Annotated in this window: 19 protein-coding genes; 11 read left to right on the forward strand and 8 right to left on the reverse strand. The window is 62.9% G+C overall.

The genetic code is table 11. The features are described 5' to 3' along the window. The first annotated feature begins 102 nt into the window (after window positions 1-102). A complete protein-coding gene (locus Q0Y42_RS02255) occupies window positions 103-1,077 on the forward strand; it encodes a polyprenyl synthetase family protein (RefSeq protein WP_297799745.1) in 975 nt (324 codons plus the stop codon). Between the two features lie 12 nt (window positions 1,078-1,089). Further along, window positions 1,090-1,503 carry a hypothetical protein gene (locus Q0Y42_RS02260; RefSeq protein ID WP_297799705.1) on the forward strand — a complete coding sequence of 138 codons (414 nt, stop codon included), beginning with the start codon at window positions 1,090-1,092 and terminating at the stop codon, window positions 1,501-1,503. 59 nt (window positions 1,504-1,562) lie between these two features. Here Q0Y42_RS02260 and Q0Y42_RS02265 read toward each other — a convergent pair whose 3' ends face one another. Then, a complete protein-coding gene (locus Q0Y42_RS02265; RefSeq protein ID WP_297799707.1) occupies window positions 1,563-2,768 on the reverse strand; it encodes a pyridoxal phosphate-dependent aminotransferase in 1,206 nt (401 codons plus the stop codon). 205 nt (window positions 2,769-2,973) lie between these two features. Between Q0Y42_RS02265 and Q0Y42_RS02270 the strand changes: the two genes are divergently transcribed. The 7 genes from Q0Y42_RS02270 (at window position 2,974) to Q0Y42_RS02300 (ending at window position 10,400) form a co-directional block, all read left to right on the forward strand. After that, a complete protein-coding gene (locus Q0Y42_RS02270; protein ID WP_297799710.1) occupies window positions 2,974-3,699 on the forward strand; it encodes a VTT domain-containing protein in 726 nt (241 codons plus the stop codon). 261 nt (window positions 3,700-3,960) lie between these two features. Continuing rightward, window positions 3,961-5,001 (forward strand): rod shape-determining protein, encoded by a 1,041-nt coding sequence (locus Q0Y42_RS02275; RefSeq protein WP_297799712.1) that lies wholly within the window; start codon window positions 3,961-3,963, stop codon window positions 4,999-5,001. A gap of 111 nt (window positions 5,002-5,112) precedes the next feature. Then, window positions 5,113-6,231 carry a rod shape-determining protein MreC gene (mreC, locus tag Q0Y42_RS02280; RefSeq protein WP_297799715.1) on the forward strand — a complete coding sequence of 373 codons (1,119 nt, stop codon included), beginning with the start codon at window positions 5,113-5,115 and terminating at the stop codon, window positions 6,229-6,231. Next, a complete protein-coding gene (gene mreD / locus Q0Y42_RS02285; protein ID WP_297799717.1) occupies window positions 6,228-6,746 on the forward strand; it encodes a rod shape-determining protein MreD in 519 nt (172 codons plus the stop codon). The genes mreC and mreD overlap by 4 nt, the downstream gene beginning before the upstream one ends. Continuing rightward, window positions 6,743-8,728, forward strand: a complete 1,986-nt coding sequence (gene mrdA, locus Q0Y42_RS02290) for a penicillin-binding protein 2 (protein ID WP_297799719.1) — start codon at window positions 6,743-6,745, stop codon at window positions 8,726-8,728. The genes mreD and mrdA overlap by 4 nt, the downstream gene beginning before the upstream one ends. A gap of 5 nt (window positions 8,729-8,733) precedes the next feature. Continuing rightward, entirely contained in the window at window positions 8,734-9,891 is a 1,158-nt protein-coding gene (gene rodA, locus Q0Y42_RS02295) for a rod shape-determining protein RodA (protein WP_297799721.1), read from the forward strand. Between the two features lie 56 nt (window positions 9,892-9,947). Further along, complete coding sequence (locus Q0Y42_RS02300) at window positions 9,948-10,400, forward strand: DUF6173 family protein (protein WP_297799723.1); 453 nt, start codon at window positions 9,948-9,950, stop codon at window positions 10,398-10,400. A gap of 41 nt (window positions 10,401-10,441) precedes the next feature. Here Q0Y42_RS02300 and pip read toward each other — a convergent pair whose 3' ends face one another. Further along, window positions 10,442-11,416, reverse strand: coding sequence for a prolyl aminopeptidase (gene pip, locus Q0Y42_RS02305; protein ID WP_297799725.1), 975 nt, complete (start codon window positions 11,414-11,416; stop codon window positions 10,442-10,444). A gap of 14 nt (window positions 11,417-11,430) precedes the next feature. After that, a complete protein-coding gene (locus Q0Y42_RS02310) occupies window positions 11,431-11,802 on the reverse strand; it encodes a DUF423 domain-containing protein (RefSeq protein ID WP_297799727.1) in 372 nt (123 codons plus the stop codon). 48 nt (window positions 11,803-11,850) lie between these two features. On the opposite strand from Q0Y42_RS02310, the gene Q0Y42_RS02315 reads away from it, so the two are divergent. Beyond that, entirely contained in the window at window positions 11,851-13,050 is a 1,200-nt protein-coding gene (locus Q0Y42_RS02315; RefSeq protein ID WP_297799729.1) for an MFS transporter, read from the forward strand. Here Q0Y42_RS02315 and Q0Y42_RS02320 read toward each other — a convergent pair. The 3 genes from Q0Y42_RS02320 to Q0Y42_RS02330 all read right to left on the reverse strand — a co-directional run bounded on the left by Q0Y42_RS02320 (window position 13,001) and on the right by Q0Y42_RS02330 (window position 16,581). Next, on the reverse strand, window positions 13,001-13,618 hold the full coding sequence (locus tag Q0Y42_RS02320) for a hypothetical protein (protein ID WP_297799731.1): 618 nt from the start codon (window positions 13,616-13,618) through the stop codon (window positions 13,001-13,003). The two genes, Q0Y42_RS02315 and Q0Y42_RS02320, sit on opposite strands and share 50 nt — an antisense overlap. Window positions 13,619-13,701: 83 nt before the next feature. After that, a complete protein-coding gene (locus Q0Y42_RS02325; RefSeq protein ID WP_297799733.1) occupies window positions 13,702-16,200 on the reverse strand; it encodes a tipN in 2,499 nt (832 codons plus the stop codon). 174 nt (window positions 16,201-16,374) lie between these two features. Beyond that, window positions 16,375-16,581, reverse strand: coding sequence for a hypothetical protein (locus tag Q0Y42_RS02330; RefSeq protein WP_297799735.1), 207 nt, complete (start codon window positions 16,579-16,581; stop codon window positions 16,375-16,377). 112 nt (window positions 16,582-16,693) lie between these two features. On the opposite strand from Q0Y42_RS02330, the gene Q0Y42_RS02335 reads away from it, so the two are divergent. After that, window positions 16,694-18,169, forward strand: a complete 1,476-nt coding sequence (locus Q0Y42_RS02335; protein ID WP_297799737.1) for a phospholipase D-like domain-containing protein — start codon at window positions 16,694-16,696, stop codon at window positions 18,167-18,169. Here the strand turns inward: Q0Y42_RS02335 and Q0Y42_RS02340 are convergent. Then, the gene (locus Q0Y42_RS02340; protein WP_297799739.1) at window positions 18,166-18,894 is read right to left on the reverse strand and encodes an endonuclease/exonuclease/phosphatase family protein; all 729 of its coding nucleotides are present in this window, start codon (window positions 18,892-18,894) and stop codon (window positions 18,166-18,168) included. The genes Q0Y42_RS02335 and Q0Y42_RS02340 overlap by 4 nt on opposite strands. 39 nt (window positions 18,895-18,933) lie before the next feature. Next, on the reverse strand, window positions 18,934-19,340 hold a 407-nt coding region (locus tag Q0Y42_RS02345), incomplete at its 5' end, for a TPM domain-containing protein (RefSeq protein ID WP_297799741.1).

Consider the following 19,340-nt stretch of genomic DNA (forward strand, 5'->3'; position numbering starts at 1 on the left):
AGACGACGCAGACTGAATTTCGGGCAGAATTCGCATTTTGCCCAAGACTTGAAAGAGATATCCGTGGACGCAAGCATCGCCGCCGCCCGCCCCAAGGGTGATGTGAACGCACTCGTCGCCCTGGCCAAAGAGGATATGAAGGCGGTCGACGCCCTGATCGTCGAGCGCATGCAGTCCGATGTGCCGGTGATTCCGGCGCTGGCCGAGCACCTGATTGCCGCTGGCGGCAAGCGTCTGCGTCCGCTGCTGACCGTGGCGTCGGCCCGCGCCGTCGGTGGTGAGGGCGATATCCTCGCCGCCCGCAAGCTGGCCGCCTCGGTCGAGTTCATTCACACCGCTACCCTGCTGCACGACGACATCGTCGATGGCTCGGAGATGCGTCGCGGCAAGGTTGCTGCCCATCTGATCTGGGGGGCGGCTTCGTCGGTGCTGGTGGGCGACTTCCTGTTCGCGCGTGCGTTCGAACTGATGGTCGAGACGGACTCCATCAAGGCGCTGGGGGTGCTGGCGACGGCATCGTCGGTGATCGCCGAGGGCGAGGTGCTTCAGCTGACCCGCTCGCACGATGTGAACCTCGACGAAGACACCTATCTTCAGATCATCCGCGCCAAGACGGCTGAACTGTTTGCGGCAGCATCCGAAACGGGCGCGCTGGGCGCAGGCGTTTCGGCAGACAAGGTGGCCGCCATGCGTGAATACGGCATGGCTCTGGGCATTGCCTTCCAGCTGGCGGACGATGCACTGGACTATGGCGCGACGTCCGAGGCGCTGGGCAAGAACGCCGGTGACGACTTCAACGAAGGCAAGGTCACCCTGCCGCTGTTGCTGGCGATCGAGCGCACCAAGGCGACCCACGCCGACTTCTGGACCCGCACCGTCGACAAGGGCGATCGCAAGGACGGCGACTTTGATACGGCGCTGAAGCTGATGCGGGACTGTGGTGCCATCACCGGCACGCTGGACCGCGCTTACGAATACGCCGATCAGGCCAAGGCCGCGCTTTCGATCTTGCCTGACAGCCCGTGGCGCAAGGCGCTGGAAGACGTCGCCGACTACGCCGTCAGTCGCGGCGCCTGATCGGAGATTGAGGTGATGCTGGCTGCTTGGGTCCTGATAGGTTTTATCTCGATGCAGCAGTCGGCACCGCAACCGCGCTTTACCCTCAGCGGTGAGGCGGGCGACCGATATATCGCCGAACTGTTCGAACTGAACGATAACGGCACGGGCATCCAGTACCGCGCCCTGCTGGACCTGCCCGTTCAGGCGGAGCTGGATATCCAGCCGCAGGACAGCGTCGTCTATATCGCCCAGCGCGACAGCGGGCGCCGAACCAGAATTCTGGTCGCAGCTTCCTCCGACAACAGTATGGGGCAGGGCAGGGTCTGCAGGCTGACCCGTCGCGACAATGGCGGGCGTGATAATCTGCAGGATGCCATCCGGTGGTGCGGATCATTTCTGGGACAGCCGCTGACGATCGATATCCTGCCTCTGGATCAGAGATAAAAGAAAAGGCGCTGGAGGGTGATCCTCCAGCGCCTTTATATTTCAACGCTCTGCGTGGATTACTTCAGCGAAGCGCAGAACTTTTGGATGCGGGTGCAGGCTTCGGTCAGCGCTGCTTCCGAGGTGGCGTAAGAGATGCGGAAGTAGGGAGCCAGACCAAAGGCTGAGCCCTGCACAACCGCCACGCCCTCGGCGTTCAGCAGTTCGGTGGTGAAGACTTCGTCGTTCTCGATGACCACGCCCGACGGGGCGGTCTTGCCGATCACGCCAGCGCACGACGGATAGACATAGAAAGCCCCTTCCGGCGTGGCGCAGGTGATGCCTTCGGCGGCGTTCAGCATGCCGACAACAAGGTCGCGGCGCTTCTTGAAGGCTTCGGCGCGCGGCACGAGGAAGTCTTGGGTGCCGTTCAGGGCTTCAACAGCGGCCCATTGCGAGATCGAGGTCGGGTTCGACGTCGTCTGGCTGGCCACCTTACGCATTAGGTCGATCAGCGGCTTGGGGCCACCGGCGTAACCGATACGCCAGCCGGTCATCGAATAGGCCTTGGACACGCCGTTGACAGTCAGGGTGCGGTCGATCAGGTCCGGCGCGACCTGTGCGATGGTGGTGTACTCAAAGCCGTCATAGACGAGGTGCTCGTACATGTCGTCGGTCAACACCCAGACGTGCGGGTGCTTGCGCAGCACGCCGGCCAGAGCTTCCAGCTCGGCGCGGGTATAGGCGGCACCGGTCGGGTTGGACGGCGAGTTCAGGATCAGCCACTTGGTCTTGGGCGTGATCGCCGCTTCCAGAACGTCGGGGCGCAGTTTGAAGCCGTCAGCCTCTTCGCCAATCACGGTGACTGGCTCACCGCCAGCCAGCAGGACCATGTCCGGATACGACACCCAATAAGGGGCCGGAACAATGACTTCGTCACCCGGGTTCAGGGTCGCCAGCATGGCGTTATAGATGACCGGCTTGCCGCCCGGAGCGACGTGGATCTGGTTGGTCTCGTACTTCAGGCCGTTCTCGCGCGCGAACTTGGCCACGATGGCGGCCTTCAGTTCCGGCATGCCGTCGGCATCGGTGTACTTGGTTTCACCGCGCTGGATCGCGTCGATTGCGGCCTGTTTGATGTTTTCCGGCGTGTCGAAATCCGGCTCGCCTGCGCCCAGACCGATCACGTCGCGGCCCTCGCGTTTGAGTTCGCGCGCACGAGCAGTCACGGCGATGGTGGCCGAGGGCTTAACGCGGGCAAGGGCGGACGACTGAAGGCTGGACATAGTAATCCCGTCTGAACGATTCACGAATGTGCCGGGGAGGCGAGGGTAGTTACCCACTGCTGTTCGATAGCACAATCTTTGTGCGCGCATTGCGGCGCATTTCCCTGCGTTGAGCGAGATTTATGCGACAGACGGTCAGTTTTGTGGTCTGAATCGACCCGTTGCGCGGGCAATCGCGACGTTGGTTGAGAGCGGGGCAAAGGCCGTGTTCAAGCGTACAGTGTCGAGTGTCGCTGAGCTGATGACGCGCCGATGGAGCACGGTCGTGGCGGGACTGACGCTGGTGGTCTGTACGGCGGCGCTCTTTGCATTCGGCAAACAGTTTTTCATCGACGGACAGGACGAGGTCGCACACTGGTTGGGCGGTTATCGCGCGGGGCCATGGGGATTGGCGGCGTCAATCGGCTTGTTTACCGCCGCCGCCTTGATCGGCGCGCCGCAGTTCCTGCTGGTGGGAATATGCGTGCTGGTATTCGGGCCGTGGCACGGCTTTGCCTATAGCTGGGTCGCGACCGTGGTCTCGGCGGCGGTAACCTATTGGCTGGGGCGTGGTCCGGCAGCGCGGTGGCTGCAGGGCGTCGGCGGTGTCGGCTATGAAAAGGTTCAGGCCCTGATTGGGCGTAATGCCTTTGTGGCCAGCTTTGTCATCCGTAATGTGCCATCGGCCCCGTTTGTCATCGTCAACGCAGCGTTCGGGGCGGTGCGGGCCAACTTCTGGGCCTATCTGGCGGGGTGCGGCCTAGGCAGCCTTCCCAAGACGGCGGTTATCGCCTTTTTCGGTGGTTCACTGGTCACGGCGGTCAGGGGCGATGGCGTATGGTCGTCCTTCATTCTGGCCGCATTGGCCGGCTTCTGGCTGTTGGTCATGCTGATGACCAAGCGGTGGATCGTCGCCCGCCAGCGCAGCCGTAAATCGGACGGCCTGCGATAGGTGTAACAATCCCGGAAAGGGATTTGGAATCACCATCTTCCTGACAGAATTATACTTATGGCTGCACAAGCGGTTGATCGTATCGCTTAGGCGCTTGCAATCGTCGCATCATAAGGGCAAACCGAAACTTCAGTCGGCTTGGCAAGGACGTCAAAAGGGCCATCACACCACCTGTGGTGTGAGGGCGGGGGCAATTGCCGTTGCAGACCAAACCTTTCAGCGCCCTAACAGGCCTAAAACATACATAGCGGTAACCGACGCATGTTCTCACCACTCTTCGGCATGATCTCCAACGACATCGCGATGGATCTGGGCACGGCCAACACCCTGATTTACATGCGCGGCAAGGGGATCGTTCTGAACGAACCGTCCGTGGTCGCTTTGCGAAATGTGGGCGGTCGCAAGATCGTTCACGCTGTCGGCCTCGAAGCCAAGCAGATGCTGGGCCGTACTCCGGGCCACATGGAAGCCATTCGCCCGATGCGCGATGGCGTTATCGCCGACTTCGAAGTCGCCGAGGAAATGATCAAGCACTTCATCCGCAAGGTTCACAACCGCAAGGGTTTCGTGAATCCGAAGATGATTGTTTGCGTTCCGTCGGGCGCTACCGCTGTTGAGCGTCGCGCCATCAACGACTCGTGCCTGAACGCTTCGGCTCGCCGCGTCGGCCTGATCGACGAGCCGATGGCCGCCGCTATCGGTGCCGGCCTGCCGATCCACGAGCCGACCGGCTCGATGGTTGTCGATATCGGTGGTGGTACGACCGAGGTGGCCGTGCTGTCGCTGTCGGGTATCGTCTATTCGCGCTCGGTGCGCGTTGGCGGCGACATGATGGACGACGCGCTGATCAGCTACATGCGCCGTAACCACAACCTGCTGATCGGTGAAACGACCGCCGAACGCATCAAGAAGGATATCGGCACCGCCCGTACGCCTGCCGACGGCGAAGGCCTGTCGATCGAGGTCAAGGGCCGCGACCTGATGCAGGGCGTGCCGCGCGAAGTGAAGATGAGCGAGCGTCAGGCTTCGGAAGCTCTGGCCGAGCCGGTCGCACAGATCGTCGAGGCCGTGAAGGTCGCTCTGGAAGCCACCCCGCCGGAACTGGCTGCCGATATCGCCGACAAGGGCATCATGCTGACCGGCGGTGGCGCACTGCTTCGCGGTCTGGATGCCGAGATCCGCGATCACACCGGCCTGCCGGTCCAAGTCGCCGATGATCCGCTGTCCTGCGTCGCCATCGGCTGCGGCAAGGTGCTGGAACACCCGTCGTGGATGAAGGGCATCCTCGACTCGACCCTCTAAGGTTCGACATTCTTACTGGTGTGAAGGCCGATTTCGTGAGAATCGGCCTTTACTCTGTCTCCCCCGTTCGACGTTTTCGTCGATTCTGAAACCCTAGCAGGAAGGTTGGCCGTGGCGTTTCGCGACGGACCATTCGAGAATCTCAAGGTGCCGCTGGCCTGGACGGCCGCGGTGGTTGTTGTCGTGGGCGTTGCCGCATCGGTGGTGATGCTGGCTGGCAGCAACCGCGATACCCCGACACGATCCTATATGCGCGCGGGCGTAGAAACCGCTGCTGCACCTGTCGGCGAAGTCCTTTCCGCGCCTGTCCGCTGGACCGGCAATGCGTTTGAATACATCGGCGGCTATTTCTTCGCGGTGTCGGAGAACCGTCGCCTGCGTGCCGAGCTGGCCGAACTGCGTGACTGGCGCGACGAAGCCATCGCGCTCAAGAATATCAATGCCCGCTATGAGCAGATGCTGGGCATCCACACCGATCCGCCGATCCCCATGGTCGCAGGCCGCACTGTCACGGATGCCCGTGGCCCGTTTGCCCGCGCCCGTCTGGTGAATCTTGGCTCTGCCGATCAGGTGAGGGCAGGCAACCCTGTCCTCAGCGAGCATGGACTGGTGGGCCGTATCAGCGGCGTGTCCGCCCGGGTCAGCCGTATGATCCTGCTGACAGACGTGTCGTCGCGTATCCCCGTGCTGATCGAGCGCACCAACGGCCGCGCCATTCTGGTGGGCGATGCCAGCCGCAACCCGCGCCTCGACTATGTGCGCGGCACCAATATGGTGAAGGAAGGCGACCGCGTGATCACCTCGGGTGACGGCGGTGGTTTCCCGCGCGGCCTTCCGGTCGGTGTGGTCGCCAAGGGCGTTGACGGTTCGTGGCGCGTGAAGCTGTTCAGCGAGCGTGCCGCTATCGACTATGTGCGTGTGCTGCTGTTCCACGACTTCAACCTGCTGGTTGATCCGACGGCGCTGAACGCTCCGCCGCTGGCGTCGCTGGATGCCGCACCGTCACCGACGCCCCAGCAGTCTGCTGCCATTACCGATGCCGCTACGCGCCGTGCCGCGGCCAATGCAGCCGCCGCTGAGCGCGCTCAACAGGCCGAGGCACAGGCCATCGCCCGCGAACGTGCCGAGGCCGAAGCCCGTCGTCAGGCCGCCGCCACGGCAGCCGCCACTCCGGCAGCACCTGCTGCTGCCCCCGCTGCCACCGCTCCGGTCGGGAATACGGGCAGATGAGGCGCCCCATATCGGTACGGATGGTCGGCCCGCTTGAGTGGGTTGTTTATCCGGCCCTGATGGCGGTTCTCGCGACCGTCGTCCTGTCCATCCCGTTCCGCCTGTTTGGCCTGACGCTGCCCGAGCCTGTGTTTCCGCTGGTTCTGGCCTATGCTTGGCCGATGATCCGTCCGGCGGCGATCGGCCCGATCGTTTTGTTCGTGTTGGGCCTGTTCCTCGACCTTTATTGGGGCGGCCAGTTTGGCCTGTGGGCTCTGGCCCTGATGATCGTGTACGGAGCCATGCTTCTGGCGCGGGCCTTTATGTCGGGCCATGCGACGGTTGTGAACTTTGCCCTGTATGTGGGATGTGTGGCGCTGGCCTTCTTCGTTGCCTATGTGGTGACGGCACTCAGGTTGAATAACGCCCCTTCGGTCATGGCATTGATTGGACAGATGCTGCCGACCCTGCTGCTGTTCCCCGTGGCGGACTGGTTGGTCCAGAAGTTTGACGACAACGATGTGAGGTTCGTGTGAGCAGCGAACCGCAACTGTTCTTTTCCGATGTTAACGAGCGTCAGGGATCGTTCCTGCGTCGTACGCTGCTGCTGGGTGGCGCGACGGTGGGCGGTCTGGCCGTGCTTGTGGGCCGCCTGACCCAGCTCCAGATTTTCAACGCAGAGCAATATGCGACGCTGGCCAGTAACAACCAGTTCAACTTCCGACTGGTGCCGCCGCCGCGTGGCCTGATCAAGGACCGCAACGGGGTGGTGATTGCGGGTAACCGCCCCAGCTTCCGCGTGCTGGTCGTGCGTGACGAAACCAAGGATCTGGACGAGACGCTCGACATTCTGGGCCGTCTTTTGCCCGATACGCTGGAGCGTCGCCGGACCATCATCCGCGAGGTGAACGCCGCGCCGCGTTTCTCGCCCGTTCCGATCAAGAGTGACCTGAACTGGGAAGAGTTCTCCAAGGTCAATCTGCACGCCGCCGACCTGCCGGGCATCATGGCCGACATGAACGAGGCGCGCTACTATCCGCACGCGGGGGCCTATGCCCACGTGGTGGGCTATGTCGCCAAGGTTTCGGACAACGATATCAAGGCCCTGCGCGAACGCGGCGAGGAAGTGCCTTCCATCCTCTACAACCCTGGCTATCGCATCGGGCGTCAGGGGATCGAGAAGTCGCTGGACGAACAGCTGCGCGGCGAGGCCGGTGGCAATCGCGTCGAGGTGGATGTGCGTGGCCGCGTCGTGGCCGAGGACATGGCAGGCTCCAAGCCGCCGGTCCAAGGGGCCGAGGTCGTCCTGACCCTCGACAACGACATCCAACAGCGCGCTCTCGAAGTCTTTGGCGAAGAGGCGGGCAGCATCGTCGTGATGGACGTGCGTAATGGCGACATCCTCGCCATGGTGTCGTCGCCGTCCTTTGACCCGAACCTGTTCGTGTCGGGCGTGCCGTCGCGCATCTATCGCGCCTTGGCCGACTATGAGCGCCGTCCCCTGACGGACAAGGCGCTGTCGGGCACATTCGCACCGGGTTCGACGTTTAAGCCGGTTGTCGGTCTGGCTGCCATGAAGCGTGGCGTCGATCCCAACCGCCGCATCGTCTGTAACGGCAGCTTCTATCTGGGGCGCCGCTTTGCCTGCCTTGGCCGCCACGGTGCCGTCGATATGCGCGGCGCGCTGAAGGCGTCGTGCAACGTCTATTTCATGACGCTGGCGACCGAAATGGGCCCCGACGCTATCGCCGAGGCCGCCCGCGACATGGGCTTTGGCCAGACCTTTGACATCGGCATCAGCGGCCAAAAGGCCGGTCTGGTGCCCGACCGCGAATGGCGTCGCAAAAATCCGGTGCGCGGCGATACCAAATGGTATCCGGGCGAGACGCCCAGCTATGGCATCGGGCAGGGCGCTTTGACCGTCAATGCGCTGCAACTGGCCGTCTATACGGCGCGTATCGCCAATGGCCGCAAGGCGGTTGTGCCGCGCCTGATCAAGTCCATTGGCGGTGTTGAACAGAACACCAACGCCTTTGCCGACCTGCCGTACGATCCGGACATGTTCCAGGTTCTACGCGATGGCATGGAGGCCGTGACCGCTGCGGGTGGTACGGGCTTTCGTAACAGCCAGCTGGGACTTGGCACTGTCAAAATGGCGGGCAAAACCGGTACGGCACAGGCCCGTAACTATGGCTCCGGTTCGCGTAAGGGCGCAGGGCGTCCGTGGAACCAGAAGGACCACAACCTTTTCGTGGCCTACGCCCCGACGGATAACCCGCGCTATGCCGTGTCGGTCATTGTCCAGCACGGTGGCATGGGTGGCGGTACCGCCGGTGCGCCACGCGCTCGTGAGGTGATGAAGGTCGCCCTGCTGAAGGACCCCGAAATCCGCGCTCGTATCGAGCAGTCCGGTTTCGAGGTACAAGAGGACCAAGGCGCTCTCGAAGCCGCCGCGCGTGGCGAGCCGACTGACACCGTGGCAACCGAGGCCGCCACCCCGCCGCCGCTTGTGGAGTAGGGACGATGACTTCATCCGCACTGACCCGCCCCGGCGAACGTGAAAGACTGTCGGTCAAGCTCACCCAGATCGACTGGCGCATTGTGGGCCTGCTGACCTGTCTGGCGGGCATGGGCACGCTGATGCTGTACTCGCTCGGCAAGCTGTCGTGGGAGCCGTGGGCGCTGAAGCACCTGCTGCGCTACAGCGTGCTGTTGGTGGCGATGATCTGTATGGCGCTGGTCCACCCGAAATGGTGGTTCCGTGCGGCTTATCCGCTTTATGCGATGCTGCTGGTCATGGTGTTGCTGGTTGAGTTCTCGCCGCTCGGCTATGTGGCGGGCGGCGCGAAGAACTGGCTGAACCTCGGCTTTATCCGCATCCAGCCGGCCGAATTCATGAAGATCGGCCTCGTGCTCGCTCTGGCGCGTTGGTACCACAACCATACGGCGCAAGAGGCGCGATGGTCGTGGAAGCTGCTGTTTCCGGCAGGCATGATTGGCGTGCCGTTCATTCTGGTTGCGGCCCAACCGGATCTTGGCTCGGCCATGATCATCGCCCTGACAGGCGGTGCGGTGATGGTTCTTGCAGGGCTGAGCTGGTGGGTGATTGGCGCAGGCGTTTTGGCTGCTGTCGTGATCATTCCGCCGTTCGTGATGTTCGTGATGCACGACTATCAGCGCAACCGCGTGCTGAACTTCCTCAATCCGGAAATGGACCCGACGGGCACCGGCTATAACATCATCCAGTCCAAGATCGCGCTCGGCTCGGGCGGATTGATGGGCAAGGGTTTTGGTCTGGGCAGCCAGAGCCAGCTGGAGTTCCTGCCGGAACGCCACACCGATTTCATCTTCTCGACCGTGGCCGAGGAGTTCGGCTTTATCGGCTCGACCGCTGTGCTGATCTGTTATGCGGCGCTGTTCCTGATTGCGTTCCGGATCGCGTCGCTGTCGCACAGCCACTTTGGCCGTATCGGATCGGCAGGTATGACGGCCTTCGTTGTGATGTTCGTTCTGATCAACGGGGCGATGGTGATGGGCCTGGCTCCGGTTGTGGGTGTGCCTATGCCACTCCTGTCGTATGGCGGCTCGGGCATGACGACCATCATGATCGGCTTTGCTCTGGTCATGAGCGTGCGTATCCACCGCTATGCCGAACTGCCCAAGGGGCAGGGCTTCTTCTGATCACATGACCGCGTTCGGGGTTGTGCTCTGCGCCCCGCACGCGGTTATCTGTGAGCATGAGTGAGACACCTATTCCCAAGGCCGATCCGGCCATGTTCGGCGATTGCGGCGACGTTCCCTGTCCTCAGCCGGTCACCGCCGATCCCTCCAACAGTGCCAGTTTGCAGGATCTCGGCGACCGCATGCGGGACAACCCCGCAGAGTGGGCCTTCGTGCGCCTGTCGCGGATGATTCAGGACTTCGAGGCGGGTCTGGACAAGGACGAGGAGATCGGGGCCAGCGTGGTGGGCCTGCCCGGCGACGGCACGATGCAGATCGTCGATGTCGGCTTTTGGGGCCCGGACCTGATCATGTTCTTCGGGCGCAATACGGATGGAAAGCCCGTCCGGCTTATCCAGCACTATAGCCAGATCAATGTGGTGCTGAATGCGGTCAAGAAGCCGGAGGATCAGGCCGAGGCCAATCGCATCGGCTTCCGGTTGGATGAGCTGGTGTCCAAGACCAACTAAGGAAAAAGCCCCGCCGATTGGCGGGGCTTTTTGTTGTCAGCCTAAACCGTTGCTGCCCAGTCGGTCGCGCGGATCAGGCTGCCGATGATGCCCGGTTCGCCTGCGGCGTGGCCGGCATCACCGATGATGTCCAGCTTGGCCTCAGGGAAGGCGCGGTGCAGCGCCCACGCGCCCGATGCGGGCGTCACCACGTCAAAGCGGCCTTGGGTGATGGAGGTCGGGATGTGGCGGATCTTGTCGATGTTCTCGATGATCCAGTTTTCACTGTCGAAGAAGCCGCCGTTGGTGAAGTACCAGTTTTCGATACGGGCAAAGGCGACGGCGAAGTCGGGATCGCCGAACTTGTCCGGCGAAGCGGTCGGTCCGGCGACGGTAACTGTATTGCCTTCCCACGTGGCCCAGGCGATGGCACAGCGGCGGCGTTCCTCGACATCGTCGCCCGTCAGGCGCTTGTAATAGGCGGCCATCAGGTTATCGCGCTCGTCCTCGGGGATGGGGGCGAGGAAGTTCTCCCACAGGTCGGGCCAGATCATCGAGGCACCGTCCTGATAGAACCAGTGCAGCTCCTTCTTGGTCATCAGGAAGATACCGCGCAGCACCAACGCGCGGGTGCGTTCCGGATGTTTGATGGCATAGGTCAGAGACAGGGTCGAACCCCACGAACCGCCGAACACCACCCATTTGTCGATGCCCAGCATCTCGCGGATGGCTTCGATATCGGCCACCAGATCCCATGTCGTATTATTCTCTAGGCTCGCGTTCGGACGCGACAGGCCACAGCCGCGCTGGTCAAACATGACGATGCGATAGACGGCAGGGTCAAAGTAACGTCGAAGGCCGGGGTTCACCGCACCGCCCGGACCGCCGTGCAGCACGACCACAGGGATACCGGCCGGATTGCCGCTTTCTTCCCAATAGATTTCGTGGACGCTGTCGGTCTTCATCCAGCCTTTGTTGAAGGCTTCGATTTCCGGATAAAGGGTACGACGCGGAGCGAGGGTCGAGGGAAAGGCCATCAAGGTTCCTTCGTTTAAATCTGGGCCGGATGGCCACGAAACGCCCGAACGGCGAGCGTGATCCAACCGGCTATCATCAATGCGCCACCAATCGGTGCGACTGCGCCCATGACGCGAATATCTGTCAGGGCCAGCACAGTCAGGGCGGCGCAAAAGACGATGCCCCCCGAAAGTGCCAACCATGCGGCGAAACGGCCCATGCGGCCTGATTGGCTCCACATGGCGACGGCGGCTGCCAAGGCGGCGTGAACCATCAGATACTGGCCGCCGGTCTTCAGCCATTCAGCAGCCTGTCCACCGACGACATGCGCGCCAAAGGCACCGACGGCGACAGACAGCGCGCCCGCAAAGGCGGCAGAGGCAAGGAGCTTGCGATCTGATTTCATGACCAAAGATGTAGACCACTCGAACCGCAAAGTCTGCTATCGCGCCGTATGAATTCCGCCGTCCGAGTCTCGCTCCACTACATCAGCATCTTCTCGGTGACGGGCGTGGCCTTGCCCTTTGCAGGTCTGTGGCTGTCGTCCAAGGGGATGAGCAGGGCAGAGATCGGCCTGCTGCTGGCTCTGCCTATGCTCGGGCGCTTGCTGACGGGACCGCTGCTGGCTGTGTGGGCCGATGGTTTCCGGCGTCGGCGCAGTGCCATTGCGATCATGGGTTTAGTGATGGCGCTGGCCTATGGGTTGGCGGGCCTTGTCGACAATATCTGGTTGCGGGGGCTGTGCTGGTTTGTTGCGGCGACCGCGACGGCTGCCATGTTCCCGCTGGGCGATGTGCTGGCGTTGAAGCTGGCGCGCAGGGATGGCTATCCGTTCAGCCTGCCGCGCGGGTTCGGGTCACTGGCCTTTGTGCTGGCCAATCTGACAATGGGTGCGCTTCTGACCCGTGCATCGGTCGAGGCTGTGATCATCTGGATTGTTACCGCCAGCAGCCTGTGCTGCCTGATCTCTCTGGTTTTGCTTCCGGCCATCGATGTCAGCGAGGGGCAGGGCAAGGCCCCGGTCCGCGACCGGTTCAGGGGCGTCGGTGGCCTGTTTGCCAACCGCACCTTCATGCTCGCCGTTATGGGCATCGCCGCCATTCAGGCCTCGCACGGCTTCTACTACGGCTTCTCTGCCATTCTGTGGAAGGCGCAGGGCATGCCCGAAAGCTATACCGGCATGCTGTGGGCCTTTGCTGTGGCGGTCGAGGTGGCCTTCATGTGGGTGGTCGAGCCGTGGCGTAGGCGGTTTGGCATTTCGGCCTTTACGCTTGTGGCCGTGGGGGCCGGTGCCGCCATTTTGCGTTGGACCCTGATGGCGGTCGAGCCGTCGATACCGATGCTGTGGGTTCTACAGGTTCTGCACGCCCTGACGTTTGCCGCCACCTATCTGGGTAGTGTCGAGATTGTCGATGCGCTCAGCCCGCCAAAAGACCACACGGCGTCACAAACCCTGTCGTCCATGCTGTCGTCGGGTTTGATGACGGGTTTGGCGACGGCTCTGTCGGGTCCGCTCAGCGCCCGTTTCGGTGCTGCGGGCTATCTGGGGATGACGCTGATTGCGGTGGGTGGCCTCATCGCCATCCTGTCGGTTCGCCTGCCGATCAGGCGCGCGCTGCAAAACGGGGCAGGGGCGTCAGGTGCTGCGTCATGACAGTCGCTGCTGACTTTACAGCCTGAGCAATCATGCCCTCGGTCATCAGATACGGAAAACGCATCATGGCCACGGCGGGCGTTTCCAGCGACCCATCCAAGCGCGATAAGACGTCATAGAGCAGCTCGCTGCCCGCATCGGCCTCGTTCTCGGATGTTGCGACGGCTGGGACATGTGCTTTCGCCAGCGCTTCCAGAATATCGGCTGTCGGTGCGGTAGAGCGCACAATGCCCGGCCCGTCGTGGGACAGGCGCTGGCCGTCATGGAGTGGGATTTCGGCGCGAAGCTGAAGACGGACAGGGCCGTCATGCTTGGTGCGACCGACCAGCAGCAGGCGGCGGACATCGGGACGCCCCAGCCGCTCGGCAAGGCTGATGGCCAGTTCGGCAGGCGATTGTCCGGGGTCCACCAGTTCGGTCCGCACGCCTTGCGGTTCCCACGGAACGCCGGACAGGTCTTCGACCAGGTCCCAGACGGGCTGGGTGGCCGACCAATTGCAGATCAGAATGCACGGGCGACGATCGTCACCGCCCGTCAGCTCCTGGTGGTGAGGCGTCGTCAAAGCCATAGCCCTATGCCACTCCTGCTCGCGCGGGGCGCACGCTGCGGATTTTGGCGCGTGCGGTCAAGTCCCGATCCGACAACGCGGGCTTAGCGCAGATCGTTCATCGCGGCGTCAAAGATCATGAACGCCCGACCTTCATCGGTGGCCAGACGGTTATTGATGCCGTGGTTGTCATCGCCGTATTCGGCCACGATGTCGTGGAAACGGGCGATGAAGGCGTTGATCTCGCTGTGCAGCTGGGCATCCGCCGTCACGCGGCGGTTGATGCTACGCACAGCCGCAGGGGCCACACGTCGCACGATCTGGCGGGCGCGGACAGCATCCTGACGGGCAAGGGCGGCGGCCACATCCTCGATACGCGCGCGCGGCAGCAGGGCATTGGGGTCAACACCCAATCGGCGCAGCGACGACACGGCCTGTTCCGCCAGTACGGGGAAGGCCACATTGGCGGCGGGGGCCTGCGCTTCCGGTGCGTGGCCTGACGGCGCGGCGGGCTGCGCGTGCGGGGCGTTGATCTGCCACTGCATGCCCTGATTGATCGGCGTCTGGGTGGCCATCGGCGGCGTCAGCGGTTGAGCCGGAGCCTCGTCCAGCGGGGCGGGGCGCAGCGGGATACGCATGGCGTCGCTGGCTTCCGACGGCGCGGGCGCGGCATCCTGCGGATGGCCGATCAGGCGGACGGCCTCATTGACCATCTCATAGTTTTTGCGGACGCGGTCCTGGAAACCAAGGTCCTGCGCCTCGGCCTCGGCGGCGGCGCGGCGCGAGGCTTCGTTGAGGGTCGCAAGGCTCTGCTCGGCGGTATAGCGGACCGAGGCGATGTGCTGGGCGGTATCTTCGGGCCGGCTGGCGGCGCGGGTGTCCAGTTCCTTCACCGAGGCCTCGATGCGCGACAGGGCGTCGGTCACGCGGCGGGTCAGGTTTTCGAGGCGCATCATCGCCTCGTTGCCGGTGATATCGACCAGCTTGACCGTCTCGTCGACGATCTTCTTGGCACCGGCGATGCGTGCTTCGGCGGCATCATCGGCCTGACGCGCGGCGTCGAACAGGCTTTCGCCCAGACGATCGGCGCGGATTTGCGCCTGTTGCAGGGCTTGTTCAGCCAGCAGGCGCTGCTCGGACGCGGCGCGGTTGAGGGCGTCGACAGCTTGCTGCGTTTCCTGCAGCAGGCGGTTGCGGCTTTCGGTGGCCAGAGCTTCGAAGGTGTCCAGCGACAGCTTGGTCGCGGAGTCAAAGCCCTCGGCTTCACGCTGCGACAGACCCACCAGCGAGCGGAACTGTTCGATAACGGCTTCGACCTGTTTCTTGATCGACTCCGCGATCTGGTCGCCGGTGTTGTTCAGGTCGGCAGCCGCCGTGCGGGTCTGCACCAGATGCTCGACGAACTGGGCGCGCTGGCTTTCGATCTGGGCGGCGAAGTCTTCCTGATCGGTCCGCAGTGAATAGGCGGCGTTGACCAGCGCGGCACGCTGCTGGCTCAGACCATCCTCGACGGCCTTGATCTGTTCCGACACACCCGTGCCCGCCGTTTCCAGACGCAGGGTCTGGCGCGACAGGTCCTCAGCCGCGACGCGTGCGGCGTCCTGTGCCTCGGTCGCGGCGGCGGCCAGATCGGCGGCGCGGGCGGCGAGGGCGGCTTCGGCCTCACGCAGCTGGGCCTGTGCCAGATCAGAGGCATCGGCCACCATCTGGGCCTGACGCTGGACAGCGTCGGCGACCGATAGGGCCTTGGTGTCGAGGGACTCGCCCAGCGTGGCCAGCAACTGGCGTTCATCGCCAATGGTGCGGGTGATGTTCTGGGTCGCGGTCTGCGCGGTGCGGGCGGCCTCGGTCAGGCGTGTCGCCTCGTTCAACAGGCTTTCGCGCAGGGCGGTCAGTTCCTGACGTGCGCGCTCGGCCATGTTGGCGGCTTCGTCGATATCGCCGCGCAGGCTTTGAACGATGCTGGAGGTTTGTTCTGCACCATAGACGGTGGGCGCAACCATGGCGTCGGCAAGTTCGCGGGCGCGGCGGTTTTCCTGTGCCAGCATTCCGCCCAGACGCAGCGAATGGGCGAGCATGAAGAACAGACCCGCGGGCGCGATGGCGATCAGCGCATAGACGGCAATACGGATCGGCTCCAGGTCAACCAGGCCCGCGCCGAACTCATAGGCAAACCATGACGCAATGCCGCCGATCCAAAGGGCGGACGCGATAATGGCGAGGATATAGATCGAACCGCCCGGCGACTTGGCCTTGGACTTCTTGCTGCCCTTTACCTTGGTGGCGGCCACGGTCGGGCTGGTTTCATTCGCCGTTGTCAGTTCACCGTTGGCGGCTTCATCGAGCGGGGAAAGCTGTTGGCTCTGACGTTCGGCCTCCAGCACGCGCAGCTCGGCCTGGCGTTGCTGCTCGGCCAGACGGCGGCGCTGACGCTCGGACATGGGGCGTGCGTAGGGGTCTTCGGCGGCGGCCGGTTCGGTCGTTTCCGAAGGCTTTGGAACGATGGTCAGGCCCTCGTCACCCCAGAATGCATTGTGCTGGGTACCGTCATTCTCGGTGGCGGGATTTTCGGTCGAGGTTTCAGGCCGATGGTTATGGGTCATGGGCGGTCATCTCGGTCGTATCAGCGCCTGACGGCAGGGACGAAGCTCGGACCCTAAACGCTATAGCTGTCGACGCAAAGGTGCCGAAGGGCCAATCCGGCCAAGATATTCACCGGAAACATCAACTTGTTGGCGCCGGACATCAAAAAGGGCCACCGTTGGTGACCCTCGCTTTCAGCATTCAGGCGATGGAGCCTTGCCCGAACTGTCGTCGCTGACCACGTCACACAGCGGGACGCGGGTGATTTCAACGGGCTTCGCATTGCGCGTCAGATCGATGCCGATCTGGGATATCGCCAGAGCAGCCAGAGCGGCAACGAGCGCCGCAATGAAATCGATCAGGGTCTTCATGGCGACAAAATGCCCGAACTGAGGCGTCATGACAACTGAGGGCCATCGGAATTTATTGATGAATCCCGTCGTGATGGAACCTTGTCATCGCTAGCCCGCTCGTCAACACTCACGCTGGCACATGGGCTGATGGACGAGGGGCATGCAGACGCGCGTCGCATACGAGGACACCCTCATTGAAGAGGGGCCCGCCATCTGGCGGCGCGCCATCGCGTCGCGTCTGGCCCCGATTATGGAAAATGATCAATATTTCCGCGCCTTGGACGCGTCTCTTGCCAAGGCAGAGAAATCGGTTGTCGTGCTGGGGTGGCAGTTCGATCCGCGCACGCGGCTCGATCCCCAGTCTCCAACCGATGCACGAAAGTTCGAGATCGGCGAGCGGCTGAAGTCCATGGTGCGTGCCAGGCCCGACCTGAAGGTCCGGTTGCTGATCTGGCGCTCGCCCCTCGTCATTGCCGCGTCGCAGGACTTCTACCCTCATAAGGCGCTCAAATGGTTCAACCAGCCGGTCGTTGATCTGGAGCTGGACAGCGTGGGTATTCTGGGGGCCTGCCATCACCAGAAGGTTGTGGTGATCGACGACAAGGTCGCCTTTGTCGGGGGCGGCGATATCTCTGTCGATCGCTGGGACAGCGAGGGGCATTATAGCGGTGATCCCCGCCGCTGCATGCCGTCGGGCTTGATCCCGTCGCCGCGACACGAATGGATGTGTGTGGTGGACGGCGAGGCTGCAAAGGCCTTGGGCGATCTGGCGAGAAGGCGCTGGAAACTGGCCTGCGGTGAGGACTTGCCCGAGGTCGAGACCGAAGGTGATCCGTGGCCCGATACGGTGCGGGCGCGGTTCTATGATATCCCCGTGGGGCTTTCCCGTACCGAGCTGGAAGCGCGTGGACAGCCCGAGGTGCGCGAGAATGAAACCTTATTCATTGAATCAATAAAACGCGCAAAGCATCTGATTTATATTGAGAATCAGTATTTCACATCGCCCTTCATCGCCTCGGCCATTGCCGCTCGTCTTGAAGAGGAGGACGGGCCTGAGGTGGTGCTGGTGTCTACGGGGCGCAGTCCGTCTTGGTTCGACGGGCTCACGATGGATACCGCCCGCGCCGAGGTGCTGTGGCGATTGGAGAAGGCAGACAAGCACGACCGGTTCTTTGCCTTCTATCCGCTGACCTCGCGCGGTGACCGGATCATCGTTCATGCCAAGATGTGCATCATCGACGACAAGCTGATGCGGATCGGGTCCACCAATATCAACAACCGGTCCATGGGTCTGGATACTGAGGTGGACCTGTGTTTCGAGGCCCGCAGCGAGGCCGAACGAGAGGCGGTGCGCGAATACCGCCAGCATACGCTGGGCCACTTCATCGGCGTCTCTTCCGCAGAGTTTGATCAGGCCGAGAGCATTATGGGTTCGGTGGGCCGCGCCATTGAAACCTTCGGGCAGGGGCGGATGAACATCATGGGCCTACGCCAGCCGACGCGGCTGGAGCGGATGTTCGCGGAGTGGCAGTTCGGTGATCCGCTGTCGGCCAAAGACGCGTGGAAGCCGTGGCGGCGCCGCTATCTGACCCGCATGACGCGCCCACGTTCCGAAGGCGGCCAATCCGCAGGCTAGGGCCGGATGGCGAAGTCCATTACCAGGGGTACATGGTCGGACGCTGTCCGCACCTCGGGGCTGTTGCCGGTAAAGACCCGTTCGACGGCGATGTGGCTGCTGACAAACAGGTGGTCGATGCGGATGGCCGGATAGGCGGACGGGAAGGTCTTTACGCTGGGCTTCAGGCCCAGCACGCGCTGGGCATCGCGCAAATGGCGCGTCAGGCTGCCATAGGGGCGGGTGATCGAGGTGGCGTTGAAATCACCCGCGAGGATGGTGGGGCCCTTGCAGGCACCCAGCCAGTCCTTGCCCACGAGGGCGGCGGCCTGACGGCGTTGCTCGGCAGGAACGAGGCCGAAATGGGTGTTCAGGACATTAAGGCCGACGCCGTCGATATCGATCTCGGTCCATACAGCGCCACGACTTTCCAGTCCGCGAATGCCCGACACGGTCGGCAGGCTTCCTGTGCGGCGCAGGGTGTCGGGATATCGGGTCAGGATGGCATCGCCATACTGTTCATCCTCGCGCTGCATGGCGGGGTGAAAGCGGGACGACATGCCCAACAGCTCGGCCAGCCGCGCGGCCTGATCGACGCCATCGGTGCGGGCGCGTCCGACGTCTATTTCCTGCAAGCACACGATGTCGGGACGTTCGGCAGCAATGACGCGGGCGATCCGTTCCACATCCAGCTTGCGATCCGTGCCAACGCAGCGATGCACATTATAGGTAAGCAATCTGGGCATATGTAACGAAACGACCGGACGTCGATTTGGATCAGACGATCACAGCACGATCAGGCGATCAGCCACCTCATTGATATCGTCCTCGCGGGGCGGGAAGTGTTCAGCCAGCGCCTGACCGGACAGGGCGATGGCGTCCTCCATGCCCTTGATCGGGTCACCCTTCTTGATGCCGGAAATCATTGCCGCGACCGTCTCGCCCCAAAACTCGGGCGTGGTGCGGGAATAGATGCCGGTATCGGCGATAACCTCGACCTCATGGTCGGCCATGGCGGCAAAGAGCAGCACGCCGGTGCGGTCGATGGTGTCATGCAGGCCGTGGGCCATGAACTGTTGCAGGGCGACCCGCCGGACGCGGGCGCGGCGGATGCGCTGTGGCACCATTATCCGCGCGATCACGGGGATCATGCTCAGCAGGTAGACAACCGAAAAGGTTAGAACCTGCGCGA

This window comes from uncultured Brevundimonas sp. (genome assembly GCF_947305955.1).
Taxonomy (GTDB): domain Bacteria; phylum Pseudomonadota; class Alphaproteobacteria; order Caulobacterales; family Caulobacteraceae; genus Brevundimonas.

What these genes read in the sequence shown, in the direction of transcription:
- Q0Y42_RS02265 (WP_297799707.1), bottom strand. Translation starts at nt 2,768, where the DNA reads ATGTCCAGCCTTCAGTCGTCCGCCCTTGCCCGCGTTAAGCCCTCGGCC.
- Q0Y42_RS02275 (WP_297799712.1), top strand. Translation starts at nt 3,961, where the DNA reads ATGTTCTCACCACTCTTCGGCATGATCTCCAACGACATCGCGATGGAT.
- mreD (WP_297799717.1), top strand. Translation starts at nt 6,228, where the DNA reads ATGAGGCGCCCCATATCGGTACGGATGGTCGGCCCGCTTGAGTGGGTT.
- rodA (WP_297799721.1), top strand. Translation starts at nt 8,734, where the DNA reads ATGACTTCATCCGCACTGACCCGCCCCGGCGAACGTGAAAGACTGTCG.
- Q0Y42_RS02300 (WP_297799723.1), top strand. Translation starts at nt 9,948, where the DNA reads ATGAGTGAGACACCTATTCCCAAGGCCGATCCGGCCATGTTCGGCGAT.
- pip (WP_297799725.1), bottom strand. Translation starts at nt 11,416, where the DNA reads ATGGCCTTTCCCTCGACCCTCGCTCCGCGTCGTACCCTTTATCCGGAA.
- Q0Y42_RS02310 (WP_297799727.1), bottom strand. Translation starts at nt 11,802, where the DNA reads ATGAAATCAGATCGCAAGCTCCTTGCCTCTGCCGCCTTTGCGGGCGCG.
- Q0Y42_RS02315 (WP_297799729.1), top strand. Translation starts at nt 11,851, where the DNA reads ATGAATTCCGCCGTCCGAGTCTCGCTCCACTACATCAGCATCTTCTCG.
- Q0Y42_RS02320 (WP_297799731.1), bottom strand. Translation starts at nt 13,618, where the DNA reads ATGGCTTTGACGACGCCTCACCACCAGGAGCTGACGGGCGGTGACGAT.
- Q0Y42_RS02325 (WP_297799733.1), bottom strand. Translation starts at nt 16,200, where the DNA reads ATGACCCATAACCATCGGCCTGAAACCTCGACCGAAAATCCCGCCACC.
- Q0Y42_RS02330 (WP_297799735.1), bottom strand. Translation starts at nt 16,581, where the DNA reads ATGACGCCTCAGTTCGGGCATTTTGTCGCCATGAAGACCCTGATCGAT.
- Q0Y42_RS02335 (WP_297799737.1), top strand. Translation starts at nt 16,694, where the DNA reads ATGCAGACGCGCGTCGCATACGAGGACACCCTCATTGAAGAGGGGCCC.
- Q0Y42_RS02340 (WP_297799739.1), bottom strand. Translation starts at nt 18,894, where the DNA reads ATGCCCAGATTGCTTACCTATAATGTGCATCGCTGCGTTGGCACGGAT.